The 24,468-nt window shown below is 72.1% G+C and carries 27 protein-coding genes; 16 read left to right on the forward strand and 11 right to left on the reverse strand.

The window, feature by feature from the left end:
- Positions 1 to 169: 169 nt before the first annotated feature.
- Both ACIQ87_RS17790 and ACIQ87_RS17795 read right to left on the reverse strand, forming a co-directional pair.
- Positions 170 to 355 (reverse strand): DUF397 domain-containing protein, encoded by a 186-nt coding sequence (locus tag ACIQ87_RS17790; protein WP_402407216.1) that lies wholly within the window; start codon positions 353 to 355, stop codon positions 170 to 172.
- Between the two features lie 3 nt (positions 356 to 358).
- Positions 359 to 1,216, reverse strand: coding sequence for a helix-turn-helix domain-containing protein (locus ACIQ87_RS17795; RefSeq protein WP_402407218.1), 858 nt, complete (start codon positions 1,214 to 1,216; stop codon positions 359 to 361).
- 214 nt (positions 1,217 to 1,430) lie between these two features.
- Here ACIQ87_RS17795 and ACIQ87_RS17800 point away from each other — a divergent pair, with 214 nt between their 5' ends.
- Positions 1,431 to 1,799: an ATP-binding protein gene (locus ACIQ87_RS17800; protein ID WP_402407221.1), complete on the forward strand. Its 369-nt coding sequence runs from the start codon at positions 1,431 to 1,433 to the stop codon at positions 1,797 to 1,799.
- Between the two features lie 280 nt (positions 1,800 to 2,079).
- A complete protein-coding gene (locus ACIQ87_RS17805) occupies positions 2,080 to 3,789 on the forward strand; it encodes an IS4 family transposase (RefSeq protein WP_402407224.1) in 1,710 nt (569 codons plus the stop codon).
- A 324-nt stretch (positions 3,790 to 4,113) separates the two neighbouring features.
- Here ACIQ87_RS17805 and ACIQ87_RS17810 read toward each other — a convergent pair whose 3' ends face one another.
- A complete protein-coding gene (locus tag ACIQ87_RS17810) occupies positions 4,114 to 4,863 on the reverse strand; it encodes a tryptophan dimethylallyltransferase family protein (RefSeq protein WP_402407227.1) in 750 nt (249 codons plus the stop codon).
- A 28-nt stretch (positions 4,864 to 4,891) separates the two neighbouring features.
- Positions 4,892 to 5,047: a hypothetical protein gene (locus tag ACIQ87_RS17815; RefSeq protein ID WP_402407230.1), complete on the reverse strand. Its 156-nt coding sequence runs from the start codon at positions 5,045 to 5,047 to the stop codon at positions 4,892 to 4,894.
- A gap of 128 nt (positions 5,048 to 5,175) precedes the next feature.
- Between ACIQ87_RS17815 and ACIQ87_RS17820 the strand changes: the two genes are divergently transcribed.
- The 3 genes from ACIQ87_RS17820 (at position 5,176) to ACIQ87_RS17830 (ending at position 7,964) form a co-directional block, all read left to right on the forward strand.
- Positions 5,176 to 5,997, forward strand: coding sequence for a class II aldolase/adducin family protein (locus ACIQ87_RS17820; RefSeq protein WP_402407233.1), 822 nt, complete (start codon positions 5,176 to 5,178; stop codon positions 5,995 to 5,997).
- Between the two features lie 82 nt (positions 5,998 to 6,079).
- Positions 6,080 to 7,114 (forward strand): 2-dehydropantoate 2-reductase, encoded by a 1,035-nt coding sequence (locus tag ACIQ87_RS17825; RefSeq protein ID WP_402407236.1) that lies wholly within the window; start codon positions 6,080 to 6,082, stop codon positions 7,112 to 7,114.
- 514 nt (positions 7,115 to 7,628) lie between these two features.
- On the forward strand, positions 7,629 to 7,964 hold the full coding sequence (locus ACIQ87_RS17830) for an NIPSNAP family protein (protein ID WP_392881121.1): 336 nt from the start codon (positions 7,629 to 7,631) through the stop codon (positions 7,962 to 7,964).
- 48 nt (positions 7,965 to 8,012) lie between these two features.
- Here ACIQ87_RS17830 and ACIQ87_RS17835 read toward each other — a convergent pair whose 3' ends face one another.
- Entirely contained in the window at positions 8,013 to 8,471 is a 459-nt protein-coding gene (locus ACIQ87_RS17835; protein ID WP_402407239.1) for a MarR family winged helix-turn-helix transcriptional regulator, read from the reverse strand.
- A gap of 189 nt (positions 8,472 to 8,660) precedes the next feature.
- Between ACIQ87_RS17835 and ACIQ87_RS17840 the strand changes: the two genes are divergently transcribed.
- Complete coding sequence (locus ACIQ87_RS17840) at positions 8,661 to 10,214, forward strand: MFS transporter (RefSeq protein ID WP_402407358.1); 1,554 nt, start codon at positions 8,661 to 8,663, stop codon at positions 10,212 to 10,214.
- Between the two features lie 307 nt (positions 10,215 to 10,521).
- On the forward strand, positions 10,522 to 11,106 hold the full coding sequence (locus tag ACIQ87_RS17845) for a hypothetical protein (protein ID WP_402407242.1): 585 nt from the start codon (positions 10,522 to 10,524) through the stop codon (positions 11,104 to 11,106).
- A 193-nt stretch (positions 11,107 to 11,299) separates the two neighbouring features.
- On the opposite strand, the gene ACIQ87_RS17850 is transcribed toward ACIQ87_RS17845, so the two are convergent.
- Positions 11,300 to 12,703, reverse strand: coding sequence for a LuxR C-terminal-related transcriptional regulator (locus ACIQ87_RS17850; protein WP_402407245.1), 1,404 nt, complete (start codon positions 12,701 to 12,703; stop codon positions 11,300 to 11,302).
- 177 nt (positions 12,704 to 12,880) lie between these two features.
- Here ACIQ87_RS17850 and ACIQ87_RS17855 point away from each other — a divergent pair, with 177 nt between their 5' ends.
- Together ACIQ87_RS17855 and ACIQ87_RS17860 are read left to right on the forward strand one after the other, a co-directional pair.
- Positions 12,881 to 13,072: a hypothetical protein gene (locus ACIQ87_RS17855; RefSeq protein ID WP_402407248.1), complete on the forward strand. Its 192-nt coding sequence runs from the start codon at positions 12,881 to 12,883 to the stop codon at positions 13,070 to 13,072.
- A gap of 71 nt (positions 13,073 to 13,143) precedes the next feature.
- Positions 13,144 to 13,284: a hypothetical protein gene (locus ACIQ87_RS17860; protein ID WP_402407251.1), complete on the forward strand. Its 141-nt coding sequence runs from the start codon at positions 13,144 to 13,146 to the stop codon at positions 13,282 to 13,284.
- 135 nt (positions 13,285 to 13,419) lie between these two features.
- Here ACIQ87_RS17860 and ACIQ87_RS17865 read toward each other — a convergent pair whose 3' ends face one another.
- Positions 13,420 to 14,187 (reverse strand): CDP-alcohol phosphatidyltransferase family protein, encoded by a 768-nt coding sequence (locus tag ACIQ87_RS17865; RefSeq protein ID WP_402407254.1) that lies wholly within the window; start codon positions 14,185 to 14,187, stop codon positions 13,420 to 13,422.
- 420 nt (positions 14,188 to 14,607) lie between these two features.
- Here ACIQ87_RS17865 and ACIQ87_RS17870 point away from each other — a divergent pair, with 420 nt between their 5' ends.
- Entirely contained in the window at positions 14,608 to 15,183 is a 576-nt protein-coding gene (locus ACIQ87_RS17870) for an NUDIX hydrolase (RefSeq protein WP_402407256.1), read from the forward strand.
- Positions 15,184 to 15,280: 97 nt separating this feature from the next.
- The gene (locus ACIQ87_RS17875; RefSeq protein ID WP_402407258.1) at positions 15,281 to 15,964 is read left to right on the forward strand and encodes an HAD family hydrolase; all 684 of its coding nucleotides are present in this window, start codon (positions 15,281 to 15,283) and stop codon (positions 15,962 to 15,964) included.
- Positions 15,965 to 15,971: 7 nt separating this feature from the next.
- On the opposite strand, the gene ACIQ87_RS17880 is transcribed toward ACIQ87_RS17875, so the two are convergent.
- On the reverse strand, positions 15,972 to 16,739 hold the full coding sequence (locus ACIQ87_RS17880) for a YidC/Oxa1 family membrane protein insertase (RefSeq protein WP_402407259.1): 768 nt from the start codon (positions 16,737 to 16,739) through the stop codon (positions 15,972 to 15,974).
- A 118-nt stretch (positions 16,740 to 16,857) separates the two neighbouring features.
- A complete protein-coding gene (locus tag ACIQ87_RS17885) occupies positions 16,858 to 17,151 on the reverse strand; it encodes a DUF6412 domain-containing protein (protein WP_402407262.1) in 294 nt (97 codons plus the stop codon).
- Positions 17,152 to 17,402: 251 nt separating this feature from the next.
- Between ACIQ87_RS17885 and ACIQ87_RS17890 the strand changes: the two genes are divergently transcribed.
- Positions 17,403 to 17,687, forward strand: a complete 285-nt coding sequence (locus ACIQ87_RS17890) for a type II toxin-antitoxin system Phd/YefM family antitoxin (RefSeq protein WP_063349249.1) — start codon at positions 17,403 to 17,405, stop codon at positions 17,685 to 17,687.
- A complete protein-coding gene (locus tag ACIQ87_RS17895) occupies positions 17,680 to 18,102 on the forward strand; it encodes a type II toxin-antitoxin system VapC family toxin (RefSeq protein WP_355265894.1) in 423 nt (140 codons plus the stop codon). Before ACIQ87_RS17890 ends, ACIQ87_RS17895 begins: the two co-directional genes overlap by 8 nt.
- Positions 18,103 to 18,249: 147 nt before the next feature.
- On the opposite strand, the gene ACIQ87_RS17900 is transcribed toward ACIQ87_RS17895, so the two are convergent.
- On the reverse strand, positions 18,250 to 19,326 hold the full coding sequence (locus ACIQ87_RS17900) for a Gfo/Idh/MocA family oxidoreductase (protein ID WP_402407265.1): 1,077 nt from the start codon (positions 19,324 to 19,326) through the stop codon (positions 18,250 to 18,252).
- Positions 19,327 to 19,518: 192 nt separating this feature from the next.
- Here ACIQ87_RS17900 and ACIQ87_RS17905 point away from each other — a divergent pair, with 192 nt between their 5' ends.
- The 3 genes from ACIQ87_RS17905 (at position 19,519) to ACIQ87_RS17915 (ending at position 22,480) form a co-directional block, all read left to right on the forward strand.
- A complete protein-coding gene (locus ACIQ87_RS17905; protein WP_402407268.1) occupies positions 19,519 to 20,298 on the forward strand; it encodes an HAD-IIA family hydrolase in 780 nt (259 codons plus the stop codon).
- Between the two features lie 258 nt (positions 20,299 to 20,556).
- Positions 20,557 to 21,285 (forward strand): uracil-DNA glycosylase, encoded by a 729-nt coding sequence (locus ACIQ87_RS17910; RefSeq protein ID WP_402407271.1) that lies wholly within the window; start codon positions 20,557 to 20,559, stop codon positions 21,283 to 21,285.
- A 199-nt stretch (positions 21,286 to 21,484) separates the two neighbouring features.
- Positions 21,485 to 22,480 carry a glycoside hydrolase family 6 protein gene (locus ACIQ87_RS17915; protein ID WP_402407273.1) on the forward strand — a complete coding sequence of 332 codons (996 nt, stop codon included), beginning with the start codon at positions 21,485 to 21,487 and terminating at the stop codon, positions 22,478 to 22,480.
- 51 nt (positions 22,481 to 22,531) lie between these two features.
- Here the strand turns inward: ACIQ87_RS17915 and ACIQ87_RS17920 are convergent, their stop codons facing one another.
- Positions 22,532 to 24,463, reverse strand: a complete 1,932-nt coding sequence (locus ACIQ87_RS17920) for a galactose oxidase-like domain-containing protein (protein WP_402407275.1) — start codon at positions 24,461 to 24,463, stop codon at positions 22,532 to 22,534.
- Between the last annotated feature and the right edge of the window lie 5 nt (positions 24,464 to 24,468).

The following is a 24,468-nucleotide window of genomic DNA, read 5'->3' on the forward strand; positions in this document are numbered from 1 at the left end:
GGGTGCCGGACCCCTTCCGACTGTGGAGCGCCAGGCCCGGGTTGCACGGACTCTTCCTACTGAAAGTAGGACGTGCTCTGGTAGCACCGCTGACGCCTGACGAGAGATCATCTCTCTCGCGACATCAGGAACATTAGCAGGTCAGAGCCCGTGTGCCGAATCGGGGCTGTCAGGCGTCGAACTCGCCGGCGCGGATGGCGGCCACGAGGTCCCGCCACTCGCTGACATCGAGTTGGGCGATGGCCTCGGGGCGAAGGCTGCTGCGGACGTAGACGGCGTCGGAGGTGATGGATACCTCCGGGCAGTTGCCTGCGTTGGAGCATGCGCTGGGCCGGATCCAGGAGCGGTTCTCCATCGGCTATATCTCCTTCTTGATTTTCGCGATCAGATCGCGGGAGCCCTCAACCGAAAGAGACCTATCAGCCATCTGTTCAACGACCGCGCGGTACTCCTCCAGGTGGTCGGTCCGGTGGAGGAAGATCGGTCCCTCCATGGAGTCGTAACTGACGGTGTCGAGCCTGGGTACGGGCCCGTTCGCGTAGTAGATCGCCTGGCCAGGTCCCTTGAAGCCTCCAGCCCCGAAGCTGATCACCCGAAGCGTGACATGTGGCAGCTGGGACAACTCCAGCATCCAATCCAGTTGTTCCCGAGCCACGTCGCGTCCGCCGAACTGCATTCGGAGGGCCGCCTCGTGGACGATCGCCGTGTATGGATGGGTGCCTTTCGCCATCAACATCTCGGATCGCAGCATCCGCTGTTCGACACGCGTCTCCACCACACGCGGAGTCAGCTGAACCTGATTGTCCTGGAAGATGGCGCGACTGTAGCGCTCAGATTGCATCGGGCCTGGCGGATGACAGATCTGGTAGGAGTACATCCCCTTTGCGTGGTGCTCGAACTCGCAGATGTCGAGGAAGCCCTGCGGGACCGACCCGCGGTACTCCTCCCACCAGCCCTTGGTCTTGTCGCCGGCCATCGCCGCGAGCGCTTCGATGTACTCGGAGTCGGCTTCTCCGTACTTGTGAGCAAGCGCGACCACTCGTTCAGGAGGCACCGAGTAGCTCCCCTGCTCGATGAGAGTGATCTTCGTTCGATCCACGCCGAAGACTTTGGCTGCCTCTGTGGTGGTCGTACCGGAGGCATCGCGCATCTTCCTCAGCTCGATGCCAACCCGCTGCTTGCGTGCACTTTGGATCGGTGGCATGTGCTCAAGCATCCACCGGGGCGCTACAGCGAGTCCAGCCGCATTAGGGGTACATGTGTGAGAAGTGGTCGCACATGTACTGCCTCATGCCCTACAGTCTGTGATGCACCGATCACCGAACGGATCGTCAGTAACGCCGCTCGGGCACCGCAGAACACCCATGTCCAGTGGGTTCGTTCACGGCGACGCATCCGCCGGTCTCACCCATCCCCCTCCGGGAGACGCTGTGCGCAACCTCAACTCCCCCTCCCTCACCCTCTCCCGCGACGCCCTCCGCGACGGGATGGCCAGCGCCGGCTGGCCGCCCTCCCTCATCGCGGACGCCGAACTCGCGATGGTCGAACTCATCGTCAACGCCTGGCGCCACGGCGAGACGACCTCCCCGGTCATCCTGATCCACCACCGCGCCAACACCCTTCGCGTCGCGGTCTCCGACCGCAGTCCGCTCCCCCCGGAGAAGGGCCCCCTCTCCCTCCTCTCCGAGACCGGCCGGGGTCTCCAGCTCGTCGCCGGCCTCACCCACCGCTGGGGCGTCGACCCCCAGTACCTCGGCAAAACCGTCTGGTTCGAGCTTCACCAGGAGGGTGCTCTGTGAGCGCCCACCACCCCATCCACCCCGCCGACCCGGCGCTTCTCCACCTCACCTCGCGCCAGGTCACCGAGCTGATCGTCGAACTCCGCACCGAGGGCCGCGAGTTCGGCCTCCTCTGGCCCTCCGCGTCCCCAGGTGGAGCCAACCTCCACGGCCGCCCCCTCGTCGACATCGGCAACGTCCCGGCGAGCCAATGCCGCGGAGTTAGGGTTCGCGCAGGTCCGTCAAGAGAGTGATACCGGCCTGGACTGCATACATGAGGACGGGACCTCCCGTATAGCAAGTGATCGACCAAGATCTGTTTGCTGAAGAGGTCCCGTTGGCTCACCAGTCTGCCATCGCCCGGCCGGATTGCCTTGCAAGAGACAGAGATTCCGTTCTTGCGCCAGGTCATCTGGGCGAGCTCACCCGCTACCTTCCCGTCGAACTCGTTGACGCGGTGCTCGAAGAGAACCGCGTCGTGGAGCATCGCCGACGACTTCTGCCTTCTCGTGTCGGGGTGTACTTCGTGCTGGCCATGTCGCTGTTCCCCGCTCTGGGTTATCTGCGGGTCTGGGACAAGCTGACGGCCGGACCCGCTGGGCTGGGCGTCGCCCGCCCCAGCGAAAAGGCCTTGAGATGCCTGCGGCGGCGCATGGGCCCCGCCCCGTTCAAGGCATTGTTCGAGGTGGTTGCCGGACCGCTCGCCCAACCCACCACGCCCGGCGTGTGCTACCGGCGTTGGCGGACCGTGGCCTTCGACGGATGCGCCTCGGTGAAGGTGCCCGACTCTGAGCGCAATCGGACCTGGCTCGGCAGGATCCAGACACAGTGGGGCTTGGCCGGGTACCCGGTCCTGCGGCTGATGACGCTCTGCGAGACCGGTACCCGTGGCCTGCTCGGGGCGGTGTTCGGGCCAACGGCGGAGTATGAAACCGCCTACGCGCGGCGCCTCCTGCCGCTGGTGAACGCTGACATGCTCGTGCTTGCCGACCGGGGCTTCGACGGGGACGCCTTCCTGTCGGATATCGCAGCCACCGGGGCCCAGTTCGTCATCCGCGTCGGCGCCCACCGTCGCCCGGCCGTCCTCGCCCTGCTTACGGACGGCTCGTATCTCACCCGACTGGGCGGACTCAAGGTACGCGTCATCGACGCGATGATCACGATGACCGCCGACAACGGACAGGTGCTCCGCGAGCGCTACCGCATCGCGACCACCTTGCTCGATCCTCGCAGTGATCCCGCCGAAACGCTGGTCCGCCTCTACCACGAGCGCTGGGAGATCGAGTCCGCCTACTACGCACTACGACACACACTTCAGAACGGCCGCGTGCTCAGGTCACAGGACCGGACGGGCCTGGAACAGGAACTGTGGGCACAGTTGATCGTCTATCAACTTCTGCGGACCGCGATGGTCGACGCCGTGGAGTCGCGTCCGGGCACCGACCCGGACCGCGCCAGCTTCACCATTGCCCTGGAAACCGCACGTGACCAGATCGTCCTCGTCGGCACGACCACAGGAGAGGGCGCTCACGACGCACTGGTCGCCACCATCGGCCTGGCGGTGCTGGGCGGCCTCCTGCCGGCGAGACGGCCGCGCACCAGTGCCCGCTCGGCCAAGATCGGACGGACCCGATACGCGCACGGCTCGGCAGACCCCCGCCCGCGGCAACCCAAGACGATCACCAGCCTCGCCGTGACGCTCCGCCCGGCTCCGCGGACCCCGCCCCTGCCATCAGACGGCCACGAGAACCAGCGCAAGGCCGTCGCCGGGAGCGGGTCCACGCGCACCGGCCTGCGAAACCGAGTCCTCCAACTCATGGCAGCCGAGCCCGAACGATCCTGGCGGCCCCGCGAAGCGTCCACCGCTCTGGGCATCCAAAATCACGCGAGCTTCGCGAGCCAAATGACCATGTGGGCCAACGAAGGCCTCCTCAAGAAGATTGCCTACGGGACCTACACGCTCGCTGACGCATGGAAACAGACCACGTTGACAAGCATGGACAGCGCCTAACTCCGCGGCATTGCCCGGCGAGCACCCTGATCAACCTCCTCGCGCTCATCCGCGAGTTCAGGCGCAACCGCGACGTCCACCATCGGGCGGAGGCTACGTAGAGCCACCGACCGCACCCGGGCCTGCGACCTCGGATGGCCTCGCTCCCGGAAGGGTGCTTGCATGGAATTCGGGCGATCCGGACCCCGACGACTTCGGCGCGACCGAAGGGAACCGTTCCCATGGCCACGTACTCCAAGAGCTCCGGCCGTACGTCCGAGATCCTCTTCATCGGGAGCCTGGAGGTCATCGGTGATCTCAGGTGCTGGGTAAGTGACGGCCCGCTCAGGTCACCGGCCCGGCATAGGTGTTGAACCGCAGGTACAGCCCGATGTGCGCGGGAACCCCCGGCGCGATGGTGCGGTAGCTGCACAGCTCCTGCGCGCCGGTGTCGCCCTCCTCGGCTCCCGCCGCCAGCTGCCTCAGCGCCTCGGTGTGCGGGCGCGGGTCGATACCCTCGATCCGCATCAGCTCCGCGATCCGCGCGGCCGCCTCGGCATCGCTCCGGGCGTTCCCCGGCAGTCGCAGGTAGACGTTGGCCTCCTTGGGCCCCGTCCCGCCCTCGCGGAACGCCAGGCAGGTCATCGGCTCGTTGTCCACCGTGCCGCCGTCTCGCCCGTAGATCACGGCATGCGCCCGTGCTGCCCGCACCGGGTCGTGGCGGTGCGACAGCGCCGCCACCGTGTCCAACTCGTCCATCGTCATGGGAAGATGGCGGAAGTAGACCTTCACCCGGGAGGCGCTTCCGCCGTCCAGATCAAGTGCGAAGAACTCCATCTCGTGCCCGCGCAGCGCGAGTTCCTCGCACCGCCGCCCCACCGGCTCCCAGGCCTTCGCCAGGCCCAGTCGGTGCATGGCCTCCGCCATGACCTCGTGCGTCCGGTCCAGGCCGTGCGCCTGGGGGTTGAGGTAGACCTTGTAGTGCGGCCGCTCGCCGGGCTGCCAGGCCAGGGGGTGCCAGATGGTGGGCCGGTAGTGATCGGGAGTGGTCGTGACGAACAGGTCCTCGACGTCGAGGTACCGCTCGATGCTCACCCCGGTCGGTCGCGAAGCAGCGGGCTGGTCAATGGCCCGACTGGTTGGGCTCGTTCAGCTGGACCACGACCGACTGGTTGGGCTCGTTCAGCTGGCCGGCGACGGTGGTGACCGAGGTGCCGCCGAGCAGGGCCGCACCGGTGGCGATCCCAACTGCCAGCGCTGCCAATGCCGTACGCATCATTGCCCCTCTCCATGATCAATGATCAGATCGATCATAGTCACGAGATCATTGCCAAAGGTATGCACCTCTCGAACGTGCCTTTGGCTTGATCCACCCTCTGCCCCACCGCCGCAGCCCCGGGAGTCGCCATGTCCGCACCGCAGCAGCCCGCCGACCCGTACGCGGCGACCGGCGTCGTGGGTCCGGCCCCGGAAGGGGTGGTCCTGCCGCTGCCGCCGGTCTTCGACACCGTCGAGGAGGAACGCCAGTACCGGAAGGAGCAACTGGCCGCGGGCTTCCGCCTGTTCGGACGGTTCGGCTTCTCCGAGGGCGTCGCCGGGCACATCACCGTCCGCGACCCGGAGAACCCGAACTGGTTCTGGGTGAACCCGTTCGGCATGAGCTTCAACCAGATCAAGGCCTCCGACCTGGTCCTGGTCGACCACGACGGCGCTCTGCTGCACGGCACCCGGCCCGTGAACCGGGCCGCGTTCGCGATCCACTCCCAGGTGCACGCGGCCCGCCCGGACGCCGTCGCCGCCGCGCACTCCCACTCGCTGTACGGCAAGGCCTTCTCCAGCCTCGGCATCCTGCTCGACCCGATCACCCAGGACGCCTGCGCCTTCTTCGAGGACCACGGGCTGTACAGCGACTACCGGGGCGTGGTGACCGAGGCCGAGGAGGGCAAGCGGGTCGCCGCCGCGCTGGCCGACCACAAGGCCGTGATCCTGCAGAACCACGGCCTGCTGACGGTCGGCGGAACGGTGGCCGAGGCGGTCTGGTGGTTCATCACCATGGAGCGCTCCTGCCAGGCGCAGCTGCTCGCGATGGCGGCCGGCACGCCGAAGCTGATCGACCGGGAGACCGCGCTGAAGACCCGCGACCAGCTCGGGAGTTCGCTGGCCGGCTGGTTCCAGGCCCGCCCGCTGTGGGACCAGATCACCCTCTCCGACCCCGACCTCTTCGACTGACCGACCGGCCCCGCACCCCTCCTCGTCCTCGTCCTCGTCTTCGTGGCCGTCCTCGTCCTCGCTCTCGCTCTGGAGCCGCCCCGTGCCCATCGCCCCCGCCCAGCGCAGGCTCCGGATCGCCGTGTTCGGCGCCGGGTCCATCGGCTGCCACCTCGGCGGCATGCTCGCCTCGACCGCCGAGGTCACCCTGATCGGCCGCCCCGCCGCGATGGCGGCGATCGACGCGGACGGGCTGACCCTCACCGGCCCGGGCGAGGCCCGCCGCGAGGTACGGGAGCTGATCGCCGCCGCCGGCCCGGAGGCCGTGGCCGGCGCCGACTACGTCCTGGTCACGGTGAAGTCCGCCGACACCGAGACCGCCGCCCGGGACCTCGCCCCGCACCTGGGCCCCGACACGGTGGTGGTCAGCTTCCAGAACGGACTGCGCAACACCGAGGCGCTCGCGGCGGCGCTGCCGTCCCACCGGGTGCTGGCCGGCATGGTCCCTTACAACGTGGTGCGGACCGGCCCCGCCGCCTTCCACCAGGGCAGCGGCGGGTCGCTGATGCTGGCGGGGGAGGAGGGCGCGGACGCCCTCGCCGAGGTGGCCGGGGAGAGCGGTCTGCTGCTGGAGCTGCGGTCGGACATGCCGGCCGTCCAGGCGGCGAAGCTGCTGATGAACCTGAACAACGCCGTCAACGCGCTCTCCGGGCTGCCGCTGCGCGAGCAGGTCGGGCAGTTGGCGTACCGGCGGTGCGTGGCGTGCTGCCAGCTGGAGGCGCTGGCGGTGTTCCGGGCCGCCGGGGTGGAGCCGGCCCAGCTCGGCCCGGTGCCACCGGAGGTGATGCCGCAGGTGCTCGAACTGTCGGACGCGCAGTTCCACGAGCTGGCCGGGGCCAGCCTGCAGATCGACGCCACCGCCCGCTCCTCGATGTGGGAGGACCTCCAGCGCGGACGCCCCACCGAGATCGACTCGCTCCAGGGCGAGATCGTCGCTCTTGCCGAGCGACACGGCCTCACCGCCCCCGCCAACGCCCGCCTGATCACCCTCGTCCGCGAGGCCGAGGCGGCCGCCCCCGGCGCGGCACCCGGCTGGGCTGGCCCCGCCCTCCTCGCCGAAGTCGCCCCGGCCGGCTGACGGCCCCGGCCGCGCGGGCCACCGTGACGGCCGCCGGTCACCCCGCGAGGGGCCGGCCGGCGGTCGGACGTCGAAGGTGAGCCCGTCAGGTCAGCGGCCGGTAGAACGGGCGGTCCGGGGCGAAGTTGTGGGAGTGCGTGACGTCCTCGCCCCTGAGGTACGCCGGTATTCAGTCGCCGAACGTCGACTCGTAGGACACGAACTCCAGCGTGTCCGTCTCCAGCACGCCCACGCCCCACGGCATCGAGGGCTCTTCGGGCACCCGCGGGAAGACGAACTCGCCCGTGGTGGCCGTGGCGACCGGCAGCAGTTCGCCGGGGCCCGACCCCGCCGGGGCCGGAAGGGTCGAAGGCTACGGCCCGCCACTGACACGCGGGGTCGGCGCCCCGCGCGGGAAGTCGGCTGGGGCCGAATCCTGACGCGCGGCCTCGCGCTCCCGTCTAGGCTTCCATCCGCCCTGGCCGGGGGACGCGCCTCCGGTATGACCGGGCGTCAACCATCGCGAGGAGCCGTCGTGATACTGGAGCTGCGCACCTACCGCCTCAAGCCGGGCACGCGCGCCGACTTCGTCCGGGTGATGGGCGAGGAGGCCGTCCCGCTGCTGCGGGCGGCCGGCATCCGGGTCGTCGACCACGGGGCGTCGCTCGTGGACGAGGACGGGCACGAGGAGGCGTACCTGATCCGGGCGTTCGACTCGATCGAGCAGCACCGGGCGCAGGAGGACGCCTTCTACGGCAGCGAGGTCTGGCGGCAGGGCCCGCGGGAGGCGATCGTCTCCCGCATCGAGAGCCTGCACTCGATCGTGGTCGAGGTCGCCGACGACGCGGCCGAGGTCTTCAAGCGCTCCTGACCGCTCCTGGGCGGCGCTCCCGGGCGTCCCTGGCCGCTCCCGGCACCCTCAACCCCGGGGCCAGGGGCGGCCGTCGATCCGTTCGATGCCGGTGTTGAAGCGGCGCAGGTACGCCGCGAAGGTGGCTATGTCCTCCTCCGGCCAGTCCGCCATCACCAGGTCGAGCGCCCGGACGTGCGCCTCGCGCTCGTCGTCCAGTCGGCGCCGGCCCTCCTCGGTCAGGCGGAACTTCCGGGCGATGCCGCCGTCCGGGTCCGGGATGCGGTCGAGGAGCCCGGCGGAGGTGAGCGCCGCCGTCTGGCGGTTGAGCGTGGAGACGTCCAGCCCGAAGGCGTCGCTGAGCTGCCCGATCGACATGGGGCCCTGGGCCGCGACGCGGCTGAGCAGGATGTAGGCGCTGCGTTCGAGCTGGCTGCCCTCGGGGCGGCGGTCGTCGACCTGGTTGAGGTCGCGGTGCCGGGCGAACACCAGGAATTCGAGGGCTACCTCGTGTGTGGGGCCGGCCATGTCGAAGTCCCTTCATCACCGCGTTGACCTGCGGGTTCTTCGTCGATCGCGTCCAGTATGCCAGAGATGTGCGCATCTCACACGATGTGCACGGCGCACATCATGTGTAGCCTGAGCAGACTGTGCTATCTGCACATGGTGTGCGAACTGCACACACCTGCATCCCCCGAATGCCCGAGGAGGCCCGTCATCAACGGCCCCGCCCCCACCGCCCGCACCGGTCCGATCGTGGCGACGCTCGCCTTCACCGGCACCGTCGCCGCGATCATGCAGACCCTGGTCACCCCGCTGATCAGCGAACTCCCGCAACTCCTGCACACCACCGCGTCCAACGCCTCCTGGGTCATCACCGCGACCCTGCTCTCCGCCGCCGTCTTCGTCCCGATCAGCGGCCGCCTCGGCGACCTGCTGGGCAAGCGGACGATGCTCGTCGCCTCCTGCGTCCCGCTGCTGCTCGGCTCGGTGCTGTGCGCGGTGGCCGACTCCGTGCTGCCGATGATCACCGGCCGGGCGCTGCAGGGCATGGGCATGGGCCTGGTGCCGATCGGCATCAGCCTGCTGCGTGACGTCCTGCCGCCCGAGCGGCTCGGCTCGGCGATCGCGCTGGTCAGCGCCTCCATGGGGATCGGCGGCGGCCTCGGCCTGCCGATCGCGGCCGGCGTCGCCGACTACGCCAGCTGGCGCGTGCTGTTCTGGGGCACCGCCGTGCTGACCGTCGTCATCATCGGCATGCTCTGGACCGTCATCCCGGCCCCGGCGGCCTCGCCCACCGCGGACGGCCGAGCCGCGGACGGCCGAGCCGCCGGTGGCCGCTCCGTCGGCCGTCGGTTCGACTTCGTCGGCGCGATCGGCCTGAGCGTCGGCCTGGTCTGCCTGCTGCTGCCCGTCTCCAAGGGCGGCGACTGGGGCTGGGGCAGCACCCGCACCCTCGGCCTGTTCACCGCCTCCGCCGTGATCCTGATGCTCTGGGCCCGCTGGGAGCTGCGCGTGACCGAGCCGCTGGTCGACCTGCGGGTCACCGCGCGCCCGCGGGTGCTGCTGACCAACGCCGCCTCCGTGCTGGTCGGCTTCGGCATGTACGCCCAGGCGCTGATCATCCCGCAGCTGCTCCAGCTGCCGAAGGCCACCGGCTACGGGCTGGGGCAGTCGATGCTGGCGATGGGCCTGTGGATGGCACCCGGCGGGCTGATGATGATGGTCGTCTCCCCGCTCGGCGGCAAGCTGTCGGCCGCCCGCGGACCCAAGTTCACCCTGGTCGCCGGGGCGCTGACGATGGCCGTGGGGTACGGGCTGGCGCTGCCGCTGATGGGCTCCACCTGGGGCGTGCTGGTCGTGACGATCGTCTGCAACAGCGGTGTGGGCCTGGCCTACGGCGCGATGCCCGCGCTGATCATGAGCGCGGTGCCGCTCACCGCGACGGCCTCGGCGAACAGCTTCAACACCCTGATGCGCTCGCTGGGCACCTCGGTGTCCGCCGCCGTGATGGGCGTGGTGCTCTCGCAGCTGACCGTCACCCTCGGCGGGCACACCCTGCCCTCGGAGGGCGGCTTCCGGGTCGGCCTGGTGATCGGCTGCGCCGTCGCGCTGATCGCGGCCGCCGTCGCCGCCGTCATCCCCGCGCCGCCGGGGCCGCGGCTGCGCGCCGTCCCCGCCCAGGAGGCGGTGGGCGCCGATGCGGTGGGCACCGACGTGGTGGGCACCGACGTGGTGGGCACCGACGTGGGGAAGCCGGCCACCGCCTGAGCCCCGCCCTCGGGGGCCTGTCCGGGCCCGGCCGGGTCTCGGACGGCCTCGGTCGGGCCGCCTCCGCGCGGGCGGCCCACTCGGACGGGTCAGGAGCTGTCGCTGTGGAGCGGGATGTTGCCAAGCATGGGGACGTACGGGCCCCTCGGCCGCCGAACACCGACCAGGAGAGGGATCCTCGGTGCGTGAACTCCACAGTCCCCCCAGCCCCGGCCGAACCGGCCACCGTCCGCCGCCCGGCCGTCGCGCGGGCGGTGACGGGCGAGCGGGCCGGAGCTGGACACCGCAGCGCACGGTCGCGCTGATCGTGGCCGCGTCCGGCGCCGTCGTGCTCGCGGCCTGCGGCAGCAGCCCGTCAGGCACGACGGCCGGCTCGCCGACGGCCACCCCGTCCAACGCGAGCGCCTTCTCCGGCGAGCCGCACTCCGCCATCGCCTCCGCCGCGGAGTCGCTGCTGGCCTCGGCGTCGGCTGGGGCCGCCTCGGCCTCGGCGGCCGCCTCCGAGGCCGCCGCCTCGCTCTCCGCGAGGGCGTCCGCCTTCGGGGCGTCCGTGTCGGCCCAGCAGTCGGCGACCCAGGAGAAGGCCGCCTCGGTGCTCAGCGGGGTGACGGACGGCGGCAACGCGCAGGGCGACATCACCATCACCGGAGTCCCGCGGCAGAACACCGGGGGCCTGCACGCCGTGGTCGTCACGATCCAGAACCCGGGGCCCAACGCCGCCTCCTACGCGGTCCAGGTCGACTTCACCGACGCCAGTGGCAAGGCCGTGGACAGCGCCATCGTCGGAGCCGAGAACGTCCCCGCGAACGGCAAGGCCCAGCCCGTCGCCTTCAGCCGGCAGCCGGCCGACATGACCCTGATCCCGGTGGTGGTCAAGGCCGTCCGCTACTGAGGCGGGCCCGCCGGCCGTCCGCCGCGCGTCGTCCGCACCCGGCTGCGGTCGTCGCGCGGCGGACGACCGAGCACCTCCCGCACGGTGCCGGTCGCCCGCTCGGCGTCGAACACCCTCCAGTCGGACGCCCGCGATCCCGTCCACGCCTGCGATCCCGCCGCCCACGCCCGGGTTACGTCACGCCGTTGCCGGGTTACGTGACGCCGGCGGCCCGCTGCTCAGGTGACGCGTCCGCCTGTTCCCGCCGACGGGTCCGGTAGGCGCGGGAGCGGCAGCGGGGCGAGCAGTAGCGGGGCGGTCGGCCGCCCGGGTGCCGGCCGTCGGGGGAGGGGGCGGGCGCCGGCAGCGGTCCGTCGCAGGCGGGGCAGGCCGCCGTCGGTGCGGGCTCGGTCGGGCCGGGAGTCCCAGGTGCGGGCGTCTCCGGTGCGGGAGCCCCAGGTACGGGCGTCCCAGGTGCGGGCTCGTCGGTCCCGGCGGTGGGGGAGGCGGGCGCCGGGTGCGAGGTCAGGCCCAGTCGCTCCGCGACCACGCCGGCCTCGAAGCGGCTGTGGGCGCCGAGGCTGTCCAGCAGGTCCGAGACGTGGCGGCGGCAGGTGCGCAGGGAGATGCCGAGGCGGCGGGCGATGGACTCGTCCTTGAGGCCCTTCGCGAGCAGCACCAGGATGCTCTGCTTCATCGTCTTGGTGACGTCGTGCGCGGCCTGCGGGCCGCTGGCGAACGGGGTCGCGTTCTCCCAGTCCCGCTCGAAGACCGACAGCAGGTAGCTGATCAGGTCGGGCTCCCGGATGATCAGCGCGCCGCCGGAGCTGGCGGGCAGCAGGGCCAGCGTGCCGTCGACGATGATCAGCTGCGGCAGCACCTCCGGCAGCGTCCGGATCTCCGCGCCGGCCTCGATGAGCTGCTCCGCGTGCACCCGGGTGGGCTGGTCGAAGCGGGTCGCGTGCTGGTAGAGGCTCCGCATCCGGACGCCCCGGTCGAGCAGCTCCAGGTCGCGCGGCAGGGCCTCGCGCAGTGCGGCGGGGGAGAACGCGCCGCCGTGCTTGGAGACCAGCACCTCGCTGCGGCAGGAGTCGATCACGTCGGCGAGCATCGAGCGCACCGCGAACTTGTCCGGCAGTCGGTCGATGGTGCCCTGCGGAAAGGCGTGTTGGCGGGCCTGGAGGTAGACGGGCACCAGCGCCGCGAGGCCGTCGCGCTGCTGCTGGACGAGCCGCCGCTGCTCGCGCAGGGCCTCCTCCCGGGCGCGCAGGGCGGTGTCACGGGCGGAGAGCAGCTGCGCTGTCGCGGCCTGGGGGCTGACGGGCCGCCAGGCGATCGGGCCGCCGCAGGCGGGCGCCTCGCCCGAGGGGGCCCCGCCCGAGGGCGCCTCGCCCGCGGGGCCGTCGGGTGAGCGCAGCTCCTGGAAGAGGCAGGCCCCGGTGAGTTGCCGGACGGCCGCCTCGCACTCCGCCGGGCTCAGGTCGGTCTCCGATGCCGCCTGTGCCAGGGTCGCCGGGGTGAGCTGCCCGTTCACCACCGTCCAGCGGTAGAGGGTGACGGCGGTGCTGTCGAGTGCGGGTACGTCGACGGTCGGTTGGGGGCCGGTCTCGGGGTCCATCGCATGCCTCCTAAAGCTGCCAGGCAGGCTCATGATCCCTTGCGGGGGATGCCGTGGCCATCCGCCGCCTGGCAGGGTGGCGAGCACGGGCCGGGCGCTGCGGCGGGAACCGCGCAGAGGCCCGGAACGTGTGGAACTGTCCCCGAGGTGATGGGAGTTGTCGGCATGCGAGGAATCGTGACGCGGACTCTGGCCGTGGTCGCGCTGGGCGCCGCCGCCTGGTTGGGCGGGGTGTCCCCGGCCGGTGCCTCCGTGTTCGACGATGCGACGCCGACGGGCTCGGGTGCGAGCTACGGGCAGGGCGGCCACAGCTGCGTCGCGACGACGGCCTGGGGCGACGCCTGGTGCCCCGGCAAGCCGCTGAGCTGACCGGCCGCGGCGCGACTTCCGTCTCCTCGGCCCCTTCTCCTCGGTCCCTCCCTCCGGAAAGGAATCCTGTCATGCACATGGCCTTGAAGCGTTCCGTCCGTACCGCCACCACCGCCACCGGCCGGGCCGGCTCGGCTGCCTCCTCCGCCGCGTCCTCCGCCGCGTCCTCCGCCGGGCCCGCCGCCGGGGCGGCGAGCCGCTCCGGCCGCTGAGCCTCCCGGCGACGTGGCGCGCCCTGCACGGGAAGTCGGCAGAGTCGACTTCCCGTGCAGGGCGCGTTGCCGATTCCGGCGGTCCGTCCGTCCGTCCGTCCGCCTGCCTGCCTGCCGGCCCGCCTGCCCGCGCGCTCAGCGCAGTCGCGAGGAGGACAGGATCGACGCCAGGTGCGCGACCACCATGCCCCAGGTGATCACCGTGATGCCCGCGAGCGTCCACCGCGTTGCGTCCAGGTTGCCGAGCCCCGCGTCCACCACGGCCGCCGCCAGCAGCACCAGCGAGGCCTCGATGCCGTTCGTCACCCGGTGGATCTTGAACACCGAGGCGAGCCTGCGGGCCGTCGCGATGCCCTGGGAACGCGGCTGCGTCGACTCCTCGGTCGCCGGGAGCTGCCCGCTGCGGGCCCGGGCCACGTCCACCAGGTCGGTCGAGGCCTTGAGCAGCACCACGCCCAGCGCGGCCGCCAGCCCCGCCGACACCCACAGCTCAGAGCCGCCGCGCGCCGCCCGTACGCCCGCGCCGATCATCAGCGCGGCGTCCGCCAGGTAGGCGCCGAGCCGGTCCACGTACACCCCGGCCATGCTGAACTGGCGCTTCCAACGCGCCACTTCGCCGTCCACGCAGTCGAACAGCAGGAACAGCTGGAACAGCACGGCGGCCAGCACCGCACCGGTCAGGCCCGGGATCAGCAGGGCCGCGCCGCCGCCGACCCCGCACACCACCATCACCCAGGTGAGGGTGTTCGGCGACACCGAGGTGCGCACCAGCTGCCGGGTCGTCCGCAACGAGATCGCCCGCATGTACATCCGGCCCGCCCAGTGCTCGCCGTTGCGGCTCTGAAGCTTGGCCTGCGGCTGGCACACCTCGCGCAGCTCGGCGAGCGCCGGAGCAGCCACCATGACGACTTCCCTCCACCTGTCCTGAAACGATCACCACAGGCTACGGCCTCCGGGGGAACGCCCCGACCGGGTGGGGCGCCGGTGGTGGTACGGGAGGTGTCCGCCGGTGGAACGTCTGTCGCGGACGGCTGCCGGAGGGGGCGCGGGGCGGTCCGGGCGGCGGCCTGAACAGCGGCCTGAACAGCGGCCTGAACAGCGGTGTGTACGGCGGTCTGTACGGCGGTGAAAACCGGTGGGCCGCCCGGGCGGGCCGGGCTAGGCTGCGCGGGTTCGCCGGAACCCGAAGCCCCGGGACCGACCGCTCGCTCCCGACCGCCCGCGCCCGCATGCCCGCGCCCGCACACCGCAGCATGCCCGCATGCCCGCAGGCCGGTCGACGCGGTCCGCGCGGTCCCGGAGCAGAACGAGGAGCGCAGATCCATGGTGACCACGGGCGGCCCGTCCCAGAGCCCCGACCTGGCCCGACTGCTGGCGGACCACCGCCCGCACGGGCCGGTGGAGACCGCCGACCACGAGCGGGTCCGCCGGCTCCTCGACGTCGCCGACGCCTGGAACAGGGGTACCTTCCCGCTCCACTTCACCGCCTCCGCACTGATCGTCCACCCGCCCACCCGCCGCGTCCTGCTGCGCTGGCACGTCCGCCAGCAGGCCTGGCTGCACGTCGGCGGCCACGGTGACCCGGGGGAGACCCGGCCGCTGGACATCGCCCTGCGCGAGGGCCTGGAGGAGACCGGTCTGACCGACCTCACCCCCTGGCCCGGCCCGGCCCTCGTCCATCTCGCCGTGGTGCCCGTCCCCGCCTCGCCCGCCGAACCCGCGCATCACCACGCCGACCTGCGCTTCCTGCTGGCCACCGGCACCCCGGAGTCGGCCCGGCCGGAGAACCCGGCGTCCCCGCTGGAGTGGCTCACCGTCGAGGAGGCCGGGCGGCGGACCACCGAGGAGAACCTCCGTGAGACCCTCGACCGCGCCGCCCGCCTGCTGCCGCCCGCCTGACCGACTCCCGCCGCCGGCCGGCCCCCACCACCGGCCGGCCCCCGCCGCCCGAACGATCCTTGCTGCCGCCCGACCGACGTCCCCTGGAGACCACCGGATGCACACCGACCAGACCCTGATCTTCGACGCCGACGACACCCTCTGGGAGAACAACGTCCTCTTCGAGCGGGTCATCGACGGCTTCCTGGACTGGGTCGCCGCCCCGGCCGAGCATGTGCGCACCAGGGCCCTGCTGAACGAGATCGAGGCCGCGAACTCCGCCACCCTCGGCTACGGCGCCACCGTCTTCCGGCAGAGCCTCGCCGACTGCCTGCAGCAGCTCAACAGCCGTACCCCCACGGCCGACGAGCAGGCCCGCATCGACGACCTGCTCACCCCGCTGACCAGTCGCGACGTCGAACTGATCCCCGGCGTCGCCGACACCCTGGCCGCCCTCGCCGACCGCCACCACCTGCTCCTGCTCACCAAGGGCGACCAGGACGAACAGCGGCGCAAGGTGACCGAGTCCACCATCGACCACCACTTCTGGGGCATCCACATCGTCGCCGAGAAGTCGGTCGACACCTACCGGGAGCTCACCGTGGACCTCGGCCTCGATCCGGGCCGGACCTGGATGATCGGCAACTCGCCCAAGTCCGACATCGCCCCCGCCCGCCGGGCCGGCCTGCGCACCGTCTTCATTCCGCACGAGCACACCTGGGTGCTGGAGCACACGGAACTCGGCCCCGACGAGGCGACGCTGCAGCTCGGGACCTTCCCCGAGCTGCTGCGCCACTTCTGACGGAACGTCAGCTCATCATCGCGGCTGCCGGGACGGGCGTCCCGTCCCGGTACAGCCACGCCCGCTCGGCGGCCGACCAGACGCCGGTGGTCAACAGGTAGAGCACGGCGGCCACCGGCACCAGCGCCGCGAACAGCACCGACCCGAACGAAAGGTACGGCAGCAGCCCCGCCCCCGGCGGCACCGGAGCCTTCGCCGCCGGGGTCTTCGCCGTCGCCGTCGCCGTCGCCGTCGCCGTCGCCGCCGTCGCCGCCGTTGCCGCCGCCGCCGTCGCGGCCGCGCGCCGGGCCCGGCGGAAGTTGACGACCCCGACCGCCGCCAGCCCGGCGAACAGCACCCCGAACACCACCCACTGCCCGGCGCCGTGCGCACCCGTGACGTGCAGGCCCAGCGGCACGCCGAACAGGGTGCGGTCCAGCAGGTCGTTCGGGGTGGTGAACAGGCGGTACATCACCGAGAAGAACGGGATCTGCACCAGCAGCGGCAGGCACCCCGCGAACGGCGACACCTGCTCCTTGCGGTACATCTCGGCCAGTGCCTCCCGCAGCTTCTCCGGCCGGTCCCGGTGCTTGTGCTGCAGCGCGGCGACCTTCGGCGCCAGCCGCGCCCTGGCCTTTTCCCCGCGCGCCGCCGCCCGCGCCAGCGGATGCAGCGCCAGCCGGACGGCGACGGTGAACAGGACGATGGCCGACGCGGTCGGCACCAGGTGGGCGACGGCGGCGACGACGGCGTGCGCCACGGCGACGGCCGGGTCGAGAACGGCGAGTACGGACATGGTGAAGCGAGCCCTCCGGGGTCTCGGGACATGAGCGATCGGCGGAGGACGGCCACGAAGAACGTCTTGCGGTCTCACGGTCTTGCGGAAGACGTGCGGAAGACCGGTGGAAGAGGGTTTACGCGGCCGCCGGGGCCGCTCCCGGCGCCCTGGGGCGTCGCCTGCCCCGGGCGTCCGGATCGCGCTGTGGAAGGAACGCCGTACCGAATGCCCGACGCCGCAGCACCCCGCTGCGCACCGCCGCCGGCGCCCGCGCCCCCAGGAGCCGCGCCCCGGCCAGCGCCCCGGTGACCGCCCCGGCCACCAGCACCACGGCCGCCACGGCGGCAACCGACGCCAGCGTCCCGCTGTCGGCCACCAACTCCCCGGTCAACACCCGGAGCAGGCCCAGCAGCATCGCGACAACGGCCACGGCGCCCTCCCCCTCCCGGTGTCCCTCGGCTCCCTGACGTACCAGCACGACGATCCTACGAGCCCCGGGGTTCCCGCCCGTCGGGGATTTCCCCGGCGGCGCTTTCCCACCCGCGCCCGCGTCCGTCGCCGCCCCGTTTCCGTTCGTGATCGAAGGTGCCTTTCCCGGTCAGGGGTCGGGACGTGCAGGGGACGTGCAAGGAGCGTGCATGGGGTGTAGCCGGCGGGGCTACACGGGGCTACCGTGGAGGGGTGAAGACGATTACCCAGCGGGAGTTCCGGAACAACTCCGCCGCGGTGATGGACGCGGTGGAGGCGGGGGAGACCTTCCACATCACCAGGAACGGGGTCGAGGTCGCCGAGCTGCGGCCGGTGTCCGGGCGGCGACGGCTCACGGCGGAGGAGCTGGTGGCGCGGCACGTGAAGTTGCCGCGGGTGGACTACCAGCAGATGCGCAAGGAGGCCGAGGAGTACTTCGGGCCCGAGGAACTGGTGGGGGACGAGGGCGACGACCCGTTCGAGCGGCGGCGTGGCTGAGCGCCGCAGGGCGCCCCGGCGACGGCCGGCCGGGGTGCTGGACACCTGCGTGTACATCGACCTGGCACTGCTCAACCCCGCCGACCTGCCGGCCGTGCCGGAGCTGACCGCGATCACCTTCGCCGAGTTGCAGCAGGGCGTGTCGATGGCCAGGGACCCGGCCAGCCGGGCGGCCCGGCTGGAGGTGCTGGGCGCGGCGATGGCGGACTTCGACCCGCTGCCCTTCGACGCGGCCGCCGCCGCCCGCTACGGGACGCTGGTCACCCTCACCATCGCCGCGGGCCGGCAGCCGCGCCCGCGCCGGATAGACCTGATGATCGCCGCGGTGGCCTCGGCCCACGGGCTGCCGCTGTACACCCGCAACGTGGCGGATTTCCGGGGGCTGGGCTCGGCGGTGGAGGTCATCGGGGTGTGAGGGAGGCCGTCCCGCTGCGCTCCACCTCGTCCGCCACGGTCGTCGCGGCCTTGATCGCGGCCCGCCCCTCCCCCCGGGTGCTCATGGTGATCATCGTAGGAGTTCGGTTCAAGGGAGGGGGAAACGGGCCGGAGGAGAGGCCGTCCGTCAGCCCAGGCGGACCGCCGTCCCGGTCGCGGCGGAGGCACGGGCGGCCTCCAGGACGGCCAGGGCGGCCACCGCGTCGCGGGGGTCGACCGGGGGCGGGGTGCCCGGGGTCGCCAGGGTGGCGGCGACGCCCCGGTAGAAGGCGGGGTAGTCGCCCGGGTCGGTCGGCAGCGAGATCGCGGACTCGTCCGTGCCGAGCGTGCCGTAGTGCGAGGGCTGGTCGGCGCCCCAGGGGCGGGTGCCGTCCGGGCGCAGCCCCGCCCGCAGGTCGGCCTCCTGCGGGTCCATGCCGGGCTTGACGTAGCCGGCGGTGTCGCCGAGCACCCGCAGCCGCGGGCCGATCAGCGGGGTGATGGCGCTGGTCCACAGGTGGGAGCGGGTGCCGGAGGCGTGGGTGAGGGCGAGGAAAGCGTCGTCGTCCACCACCGCGCCGTCGCGCCGCACGTCGATCTCCGCGTACACCGTCTCGACCGGCCCGAACAGGGTGAGCGCCTGGTCGACCAGGTGGCTGCCCAGGTCGTACAGGGTGCCGCCGACCTCGGCCGGGTCGGCCAGCTCCCGCCAGCCCGGCTTGGGCTTGGGGCGGAAACGCTCGAACCGGGACTCGAAGCGGTGCACCCGGCCGAGCGCGCCGCCGCGCACCAGGCGGCTCGCGGTGAGGAAGTCGCCGTCCCAGCGCCGGTTGTGGAAGACGGAGAGCAGGACGCCCCGCTCCTCGGCGAGCCGGCACAGCTCCAGCGCCTCGGCGGCGGTGCCCGCCAGCGGCTTGTCCACCACGGTGGCCAGGCCGGCCCGCAGGGCGGCGCGGGCGAGCGGCGCGTGGGTGCGGTTGGGCGAGGCGATGACGACCAGGTCGAGTGCGTCCGGGTCGGCGAGCAGCTGCTCGGGCGTGTCCACGGCACGGGCGCCCGGGTGCTCACGCACCAGCTGGGCCCGCCGCTCGGGGTTGGCGGTCACCACGGCGTCCAGCCGCAGGCCCGGCGTGGTGGCGATCAGCGGCGCGTGGAACGCGGAGCCGGCCAGGCCGTAGCCGATCAGGCCGACGCGGAACGGACCGGAGCTCGTCTTCGGGTTCATGCGCCTACTCAATCACGAGGCGCCCGCTTGCTCCCGGTTTGGTGCACGGGCGCCGGGCAGCGCGGCCGGGCAGCGCCGGGGACGTTCCGGTGGGCGGGACGTTCTGTCCCCGGACACCCGGGCGGATTAGGCTGTGCCGCGTCAGGGCCCTCGTACTACGCATGACGTTGCAACACTTCGGGAGACACGCACGTGGCAGAGCGCAAGCCCATCGAGTCCTGGCTGACCGACATGGACGGGGTCCTCATCCACGAGGGCACTCCGATCCCCGGGGCGGAGGAGTTCCTGCGCAAGCTGCGGGAGTCCGGCAAGCCCTTCCTGGTCCTCACCAACAACTCCATCTACACCCCGCGCGACCTCAGCGCCCGGCTCGCCGGGATGGGACTGGAGGTGCCCGAGGAGTGCATCTGGACCTCCGCCCTGGCCACCGCCAAGTTCCTCAAGAGCCAGCGGCCGAACGGGACCGCGTACGTGATCGGCGAGGCGGGGCTGACCACCGCGCTGTACCAGGCCGGTTACGTGCTGACCGACAACAACCCCGACTACGTGGTGCTCGGCGAGACCCGCACCTACTCCTTCGAGGCGCTCACCAAGGCGATCCGCCTGATCAACCAGGGCGCCCGGTTCATCTGCACCAACCCGGACGAGACCGGCCCCTCCACCGAGGGCGTGCTGCCGGCCACCGGCTCGGTCGCGGCCCTGATCACCAAGGCGACCGGGGTCGAGCCGTACTTCGTCGGCAAGCCCAACCCGCTGATGATGCGCGAGGCGCTGAACACCGCCGGGGCCCACTCCGAGACGGCGGTGATGATCGGCGACCGGATGGACACCGACATCGTCGCGGGCATGGAGGCCGGTATGGAGACCATCCTGGTGCTCACCGGGCTGACCTCCGCCGCCGACGTGGAGCGCTTCCCGTACCGGCCGGGCCGCGTGGTCCAGTCGATCGCCGACCTGATCGAGCTGATCTAGGGGCGTCCTCGCTCCGGTCGCTCTCCGGCCGTGCCCGTCCGGGCGTGGCCCGGCTCGGCCGCTGCCGTTCTGTCGTGGGCCCCGTTCCGGCCGGTCGCCGGGGCGGGGCCGCTTCGTACCCGCGGGTAGGGGCGGGTGACGGTCGTCCCTCCGGGCCCGCAACCGGCTCCGGGAACGTGAGTTGTCGGTGGGGCTGTGTAGCGTTCGGGGTGAAAGAGGGCGTGCGGCGCAGCAGCCGCGGTGTGGGAGGTAGATGTCGTGACGGACACGGTCGAGGCGGGCGTGGTCGAGGCCGGCGCGGGCGGCGGGCTGGAGCTGCCCGAGTCCTGGCGCGAGGTGCTGGGCGCCGAGACGGAGAAGCCGTACTTCGCCGAGCTGGCGGCCTTCGTGGCGGCCCAGCGCGCGGAGCACGAGGTGTTCCCGCCGAGCGGCCAGGAGTTCGCCGCGCTGGAGGCCACCCCGTACGACAAGGTCCGGGTGCTGGTGCTCGGCCAGGACCCGTACCACGACAACGGCCAGGCCCACGGCATGAGCTTCTCGGTGCTGCCGGGCACCAAGACACCGCCGTCGCTGCGCAACATCTTCAAGGAGCTGGACGCCGACCTGGGCATCCCCGCCCCGGACAACGGCTACCTGATGCACTGGGCCGAGCAGGGCGTGCTGCTGCTCAACGCGGTGCTCACGGTCCGCGCGCACGAGGCCAACTCGCACAAGGCGAAGGGCTGGGAGAAGTTCACCGACGCGGTGATCAAGGCGGTGAGTGACCGCGAGGAGCCGGTCGTCTTCGTGCTGTGGGGCAACTACGCGAAGAAGAAGCTGCCGCTGATCGACACCGCCAAGCACGTGGTGGTGCAGGGGGCGCACCCGTCGCCGCTGTCCGCCAAGCTGTTCTTCGGCAGCCGCCCGTTCTCCCAGATCAACACCGCGCTGGACTCCTTCGGCGCCGAGGCGATCGACTGGCAGGTGCCGAACCTGAAGGAGGCGTGAGCACCTCGGTGTGAGCGCCTCGGTTCGAGTGCAGGTGGCCGTGGATCGGACGGGTTCGATGTCCCGTTCGTCCACGGCCACTTGGCGTTCAGCGGCGGTGGACGTCAGCCGGTACCGGGTGTGCTTAGCTGGTGCCGACCGGTCGCCGGACCGGTTCGGGGAGGGGCGTCACGTGCACGGGCTGGGGCGGACGGGGACGTTGCGGTGGGCCGTGGGCGCGCTGCTGGCCGGGGTGATGGCCGTCGTTTCCGGCTGTAGCGGGTCGGACGGCGGCAAGCCGGGCGCCGTCGCGAGTCCGGGCGGGGGGCTCGCCCAGCTCCCCGGACAGGCCTTCTACGTCTCCGACCGGACCAACGCCGCCCACCAGGTGACCGCGCTGCGCGGCCAGGGCCGGACGGCGGAGGCCGACGAGCTGCAGCGGATCGCCGCCCAGCCGTCCTCCCAGTGGCTCGGCGAGCAGGGCGCCCGGGAGATCGCCGAGCAGGTGAGCCGGCAGGCCACCGAGGCGGGCCGGACGGCGGTCTTCGTCGCGTACGACATCCCGCACCGCGACTGCGGCCAGTACTCGGCCGGCGGCGCCCCCGACGCGGCCGCCTACCGGGCCTGGATCACCGGCGTCGCGCAGGCCCTCGGGGACCGCAGGGCCTGGGTGGTGCTGGAGCCGGACGCCGTCGCGCACACCCTGGACGACTGCGGGATCAAGGGCGACCTCGCCGCCGAGCGGTACGGCCTGCTGGCCTTCGCCGTCCAGGAGTTGAAGAAGAACCCGAACGCGCGGGTCTACCTGGACGCCGGCAACCCGGGCTGGGCGCAGGACCCGGCGGAACTGGCCACCGCCCTGCGCAAGTCGGGCATCGCGGCGGCGGACGGCTTCGCCGTGAACGTCGCCAACTTCTACGACACCGACCGGAACGCGGCGTACGGCGCCAGGCTCTCCGCGGCCCTCGGCGGGAAGAACTTCGTCATCGACACCAGCCGCAGCGGCAACGGGGCGCTGGGCGGTGCCTCCTGGTGCAACCCGCCCGGGCGCGCGCTCGGCGAGCGGCCGACCACCGAGACCGGCCGGCCCGGGGTGGACGCCTACCTGTGGATCAAGAACCCGGGGGAGTCGGACGGCGACTGCGGCCGGGGCGAGCCCCGGGCGGGCGAGTTCTGGCTGCCGTACGCGCTCGGGCTGGCGCGGGCGGCGCGCTGAGGGTGCTCGTGCCGCCCGCTCTGCCCGTGCTGCCCGCGCCAGTCTCGGGTGTCAGCCGGTGACCTGGATCCAGCGGGCGACCGACGGGGTGCCGGCGGAGTCCGTCAGGAACAGCATGTACCAGCCCGGCGGCAGCAGGTCGGCGTTGCCGGGCAGGGCGAGCGAGACGCCGTCCGCCGTCCGCCCGGTGACGTCCAGGGCCACCGAGCGCTGCTCGACGTCCGTCACGTGGGTCACCGAACTCGGCCGGATCAGCTTGGCGGTGGCGACCGCCTCCGGCCGGGCGGTGCCGACCGTGACGGACCCGCCGAGCCTGGCCGTCCGCGGAACGGCACCGACCTGCGGGCGGTCACCGTGGTACAGGTACGGCGGGGTGTAGATCTCGATGCGCTGCTCGAAGCCGCCCGGCTGCGTCTCGGCCTTGTCGGCGAAGAGCGGGTTGGAGCCGAGCACGGCGACCCGGCCGTCCGGCAGCAGCAGCGCCTCGGAGTGGTAGTTGCGGCCGACGGTCGGCTCGGCGGCGGTGCTGAAGCTGTTCGAATCCGGGTGGTACACCTGCGCCTTGAGCAGGTCGCTGTCACCGCGGCCGCGGTAGCCGCTGGAGCCGCCGGTGGTGAAGACGGTGTCGTCCGGGAGGATCACGCTGTTGAGGTAGCGGGTGCCGCCGGCCGGCAGGTCCGGTCCCGGGGTGAAGACCGGCTTGGCGGAGGAGAGGTCCGCGATGTCGGTGCGGGCCGTGGACAGCGGGGACTCGCCGACGCCACCGCCGCCGAGCACCATCACCCGCTGCGCCTGCGCGGGCGGCAGCAGCACCGAGGAGGAGGTCTCGGTCAGGCCGGGGTCGCGCAGACCGGGGACGGGCTGGAAGGCCCCGTTCGAGAGGTCCCACAGGCCGGGCTCGCGGCCCTTGTCGCCGGGGCCGTAGCCGCCGTTGGAACCGGAGTAGAAGAGCCGGCCGGAGGCGGTGAGGAAGATCGCCGGGTAGGTCGGGAAGTAGTGGTCGGGCCCCTTGGACCAGGACTTGGTCTTCGGGTCGTAGATCTCGTTGTCGTTGCCGTTGAGGATCTCCCCGGTGTCGTCCAGCCCGGAGACGGTGACCACCCGGCCGTCGCCCAGCCCGGTCAGCGTCGGGTACCAGCGGGCGTGGGCCATGTCGGTGACCGGCTCGTACAGCTCGGTGTCCGGGTTGAACTCGAAGGCGGAGCGGATGCCCTGGTACTCCTGCTTGTCCAGGGTCAGCTTCTCGTTCTGCCCGTACAGGTTGTGGGCGTCCGCGCCGCTCAGGCCCCTGATCCGGTACTGGGCGGGAGAGTCGGAGGCGTAGTCCGGGCCCGGGCCGACCGCCTCCACGTACACGTGCTGCTCGCCGGCGGTCACCACGGTCTGCTTGCCGGAGCCGGTCTTGGTCGCGGCCGGGACGGTCACCGCGGCGGTGCTGGCGTACTCGTGGCCGTCCGGCGAGACGAAGACGGTGCCCTTGGGGAAGGTCCGGTCGTGCTCCGGGCTCTCGTTGCGCACCCGCATGACGCCCGCCGCCTTCTTCACGGCGCCGGCCAGCTTCTCGTAGCGCTGGGTGCCGCCGGCCACCAGGACGCGGCCGTCCGGCAGAGAGGTGTGGCCGCCGCAGAACATGTCGGCCGGCGTCGGGACCAGCTTGTAGGTGTTCTCGGCCGGGTCCCAGAGCAGGCTCTTGAAGGTGCCCGCGTTGAACTGCTTCTCGTCGTTGCCGGAGCCGGCCACGATCAGGACCTTGCCGGTGCGCAGCAGGGTGGCGTGCACGGCGTTGACCCGGAACTCGGCGGGCAGCGACAGGGTCTGCCAGTGGCCGTACTGCGCCTTGTACTCGGGGCGGTTGATCACGTAGTGGTGGTACTGCTCGGAGGCGAAGCCGAGGACGGCCGGCGCGTTCATCCCGGCCACGGTCAGTGCGACGGTGCTGCCGAGGGCGAGGCGCTTGGTGCGGCCGGCCTTGTGGATCTTCACGTGGG

It is taken from the genome of Kitasatospora sp. NPDC096204, assembly GCF_044763205.1.
In the GTDB taxonomy this organism is placed as follows: domain Bacteria; phylum Actinomycetota; class Actinomycetes; order Streptomycetales; family Streptomycetaceae; genus Kitasatospora.

What these genes read in the sequence shown, in the direction of transcription:
- ACIQ87_RS17790 (WP_402407216.1), bottom strand. Translation starts at nt 355, where the DNA reads ATGGAGAACCGCTCCTGGATCCGGCCCAGCGCATGCTCCAACGCAGGC.
- ACIQ87_RS17795 (WP_402407218.1), bottom strand. Translation starts at nt 1,216, where the DNA reads ATGCTTGAGCACATGCCACCGATCCAAAGTGCACGCAAGCAGCGGGTT.
- ACIQ87_RS17815 (WP_402407230.1), bottom strand. Translation starts at nt 5,047, where the DNA reads ATGATGCGTACGGCATTGGCAGCGCTGGCAGTTGGGATCGCCACCGGT.
- ACIQ87_RS17820 (WP_402407233.1), top strand. Translation starts at nt 5,176, where the DNA reads ATGTCCGCACCGCAGCAGCCCGCCGACCCGTACGCGGCGACCGGCGTC.
- ACIQ87_RS17835 (WP_402407239.1), bottom strand. Translation starts at nt 8,471, where the DNA reads ATGGCCGGCCCCACACACGAGGTAGCCCTCGAATTCCTGGTGTTCGCC.
- ACIQ87_RS17850 (WP_402407245.1), bottom strand. Translation starts at nt 12,703, where the DNA reads ATGGACCCCGAGACCGGCCCCCAACCGACCGTCGACGTACCCGCACTC.
- ACIQ87_RS17860 (WP_402407251.1), top strand. Translation starts at nt 13,144, where the DNA reads ATGCACATGGCCTTGAAGCGTTCCGTCCGTACCGCCACCACCGCCACC.
- ACIQ87_RS17865 (WP_402407254.1), bottom strand. Translation starts at nt 14,187, where the DNA reads ATGGTGGCTGCTCCGGCGCTCGCCGAGCTGCGCGAGGTGTGCCAGCCG.
- ACIQ87_RS17870 (WP_402407256.1), top strand. Translation starts at nt 14,608, where the DNA reads ATGGTGACCACGGGCGGCCCGTCCCAGAGCCCCGACCTGGCCCGACTG.
- ACIQ87_RS17875 (WP_402407258.1), top strand. Translation starts at nt 15,281, where the DNA reads ATGCACACCGACCAGACCCTGATCTTCGACGCCGACGACACCCTCTGG.
- ACIQ87_RS17880 (WP_402407259.1), bottom strand. Translation starts at nt 16,739, where the DNA reads ATGTCCGTACTCGCCGTTCTCGACCCGGCCGTCGCCGTGGCGCACGCC.
- ACIQ87_RS17900 (WP_402407265.1), bottom strand. Translation starts at nt 19,326, where the DNA reads ATGAACCCGAAGACGAGCTCCGGTCCGTTCCGCGTCGGCCTGATCGGC.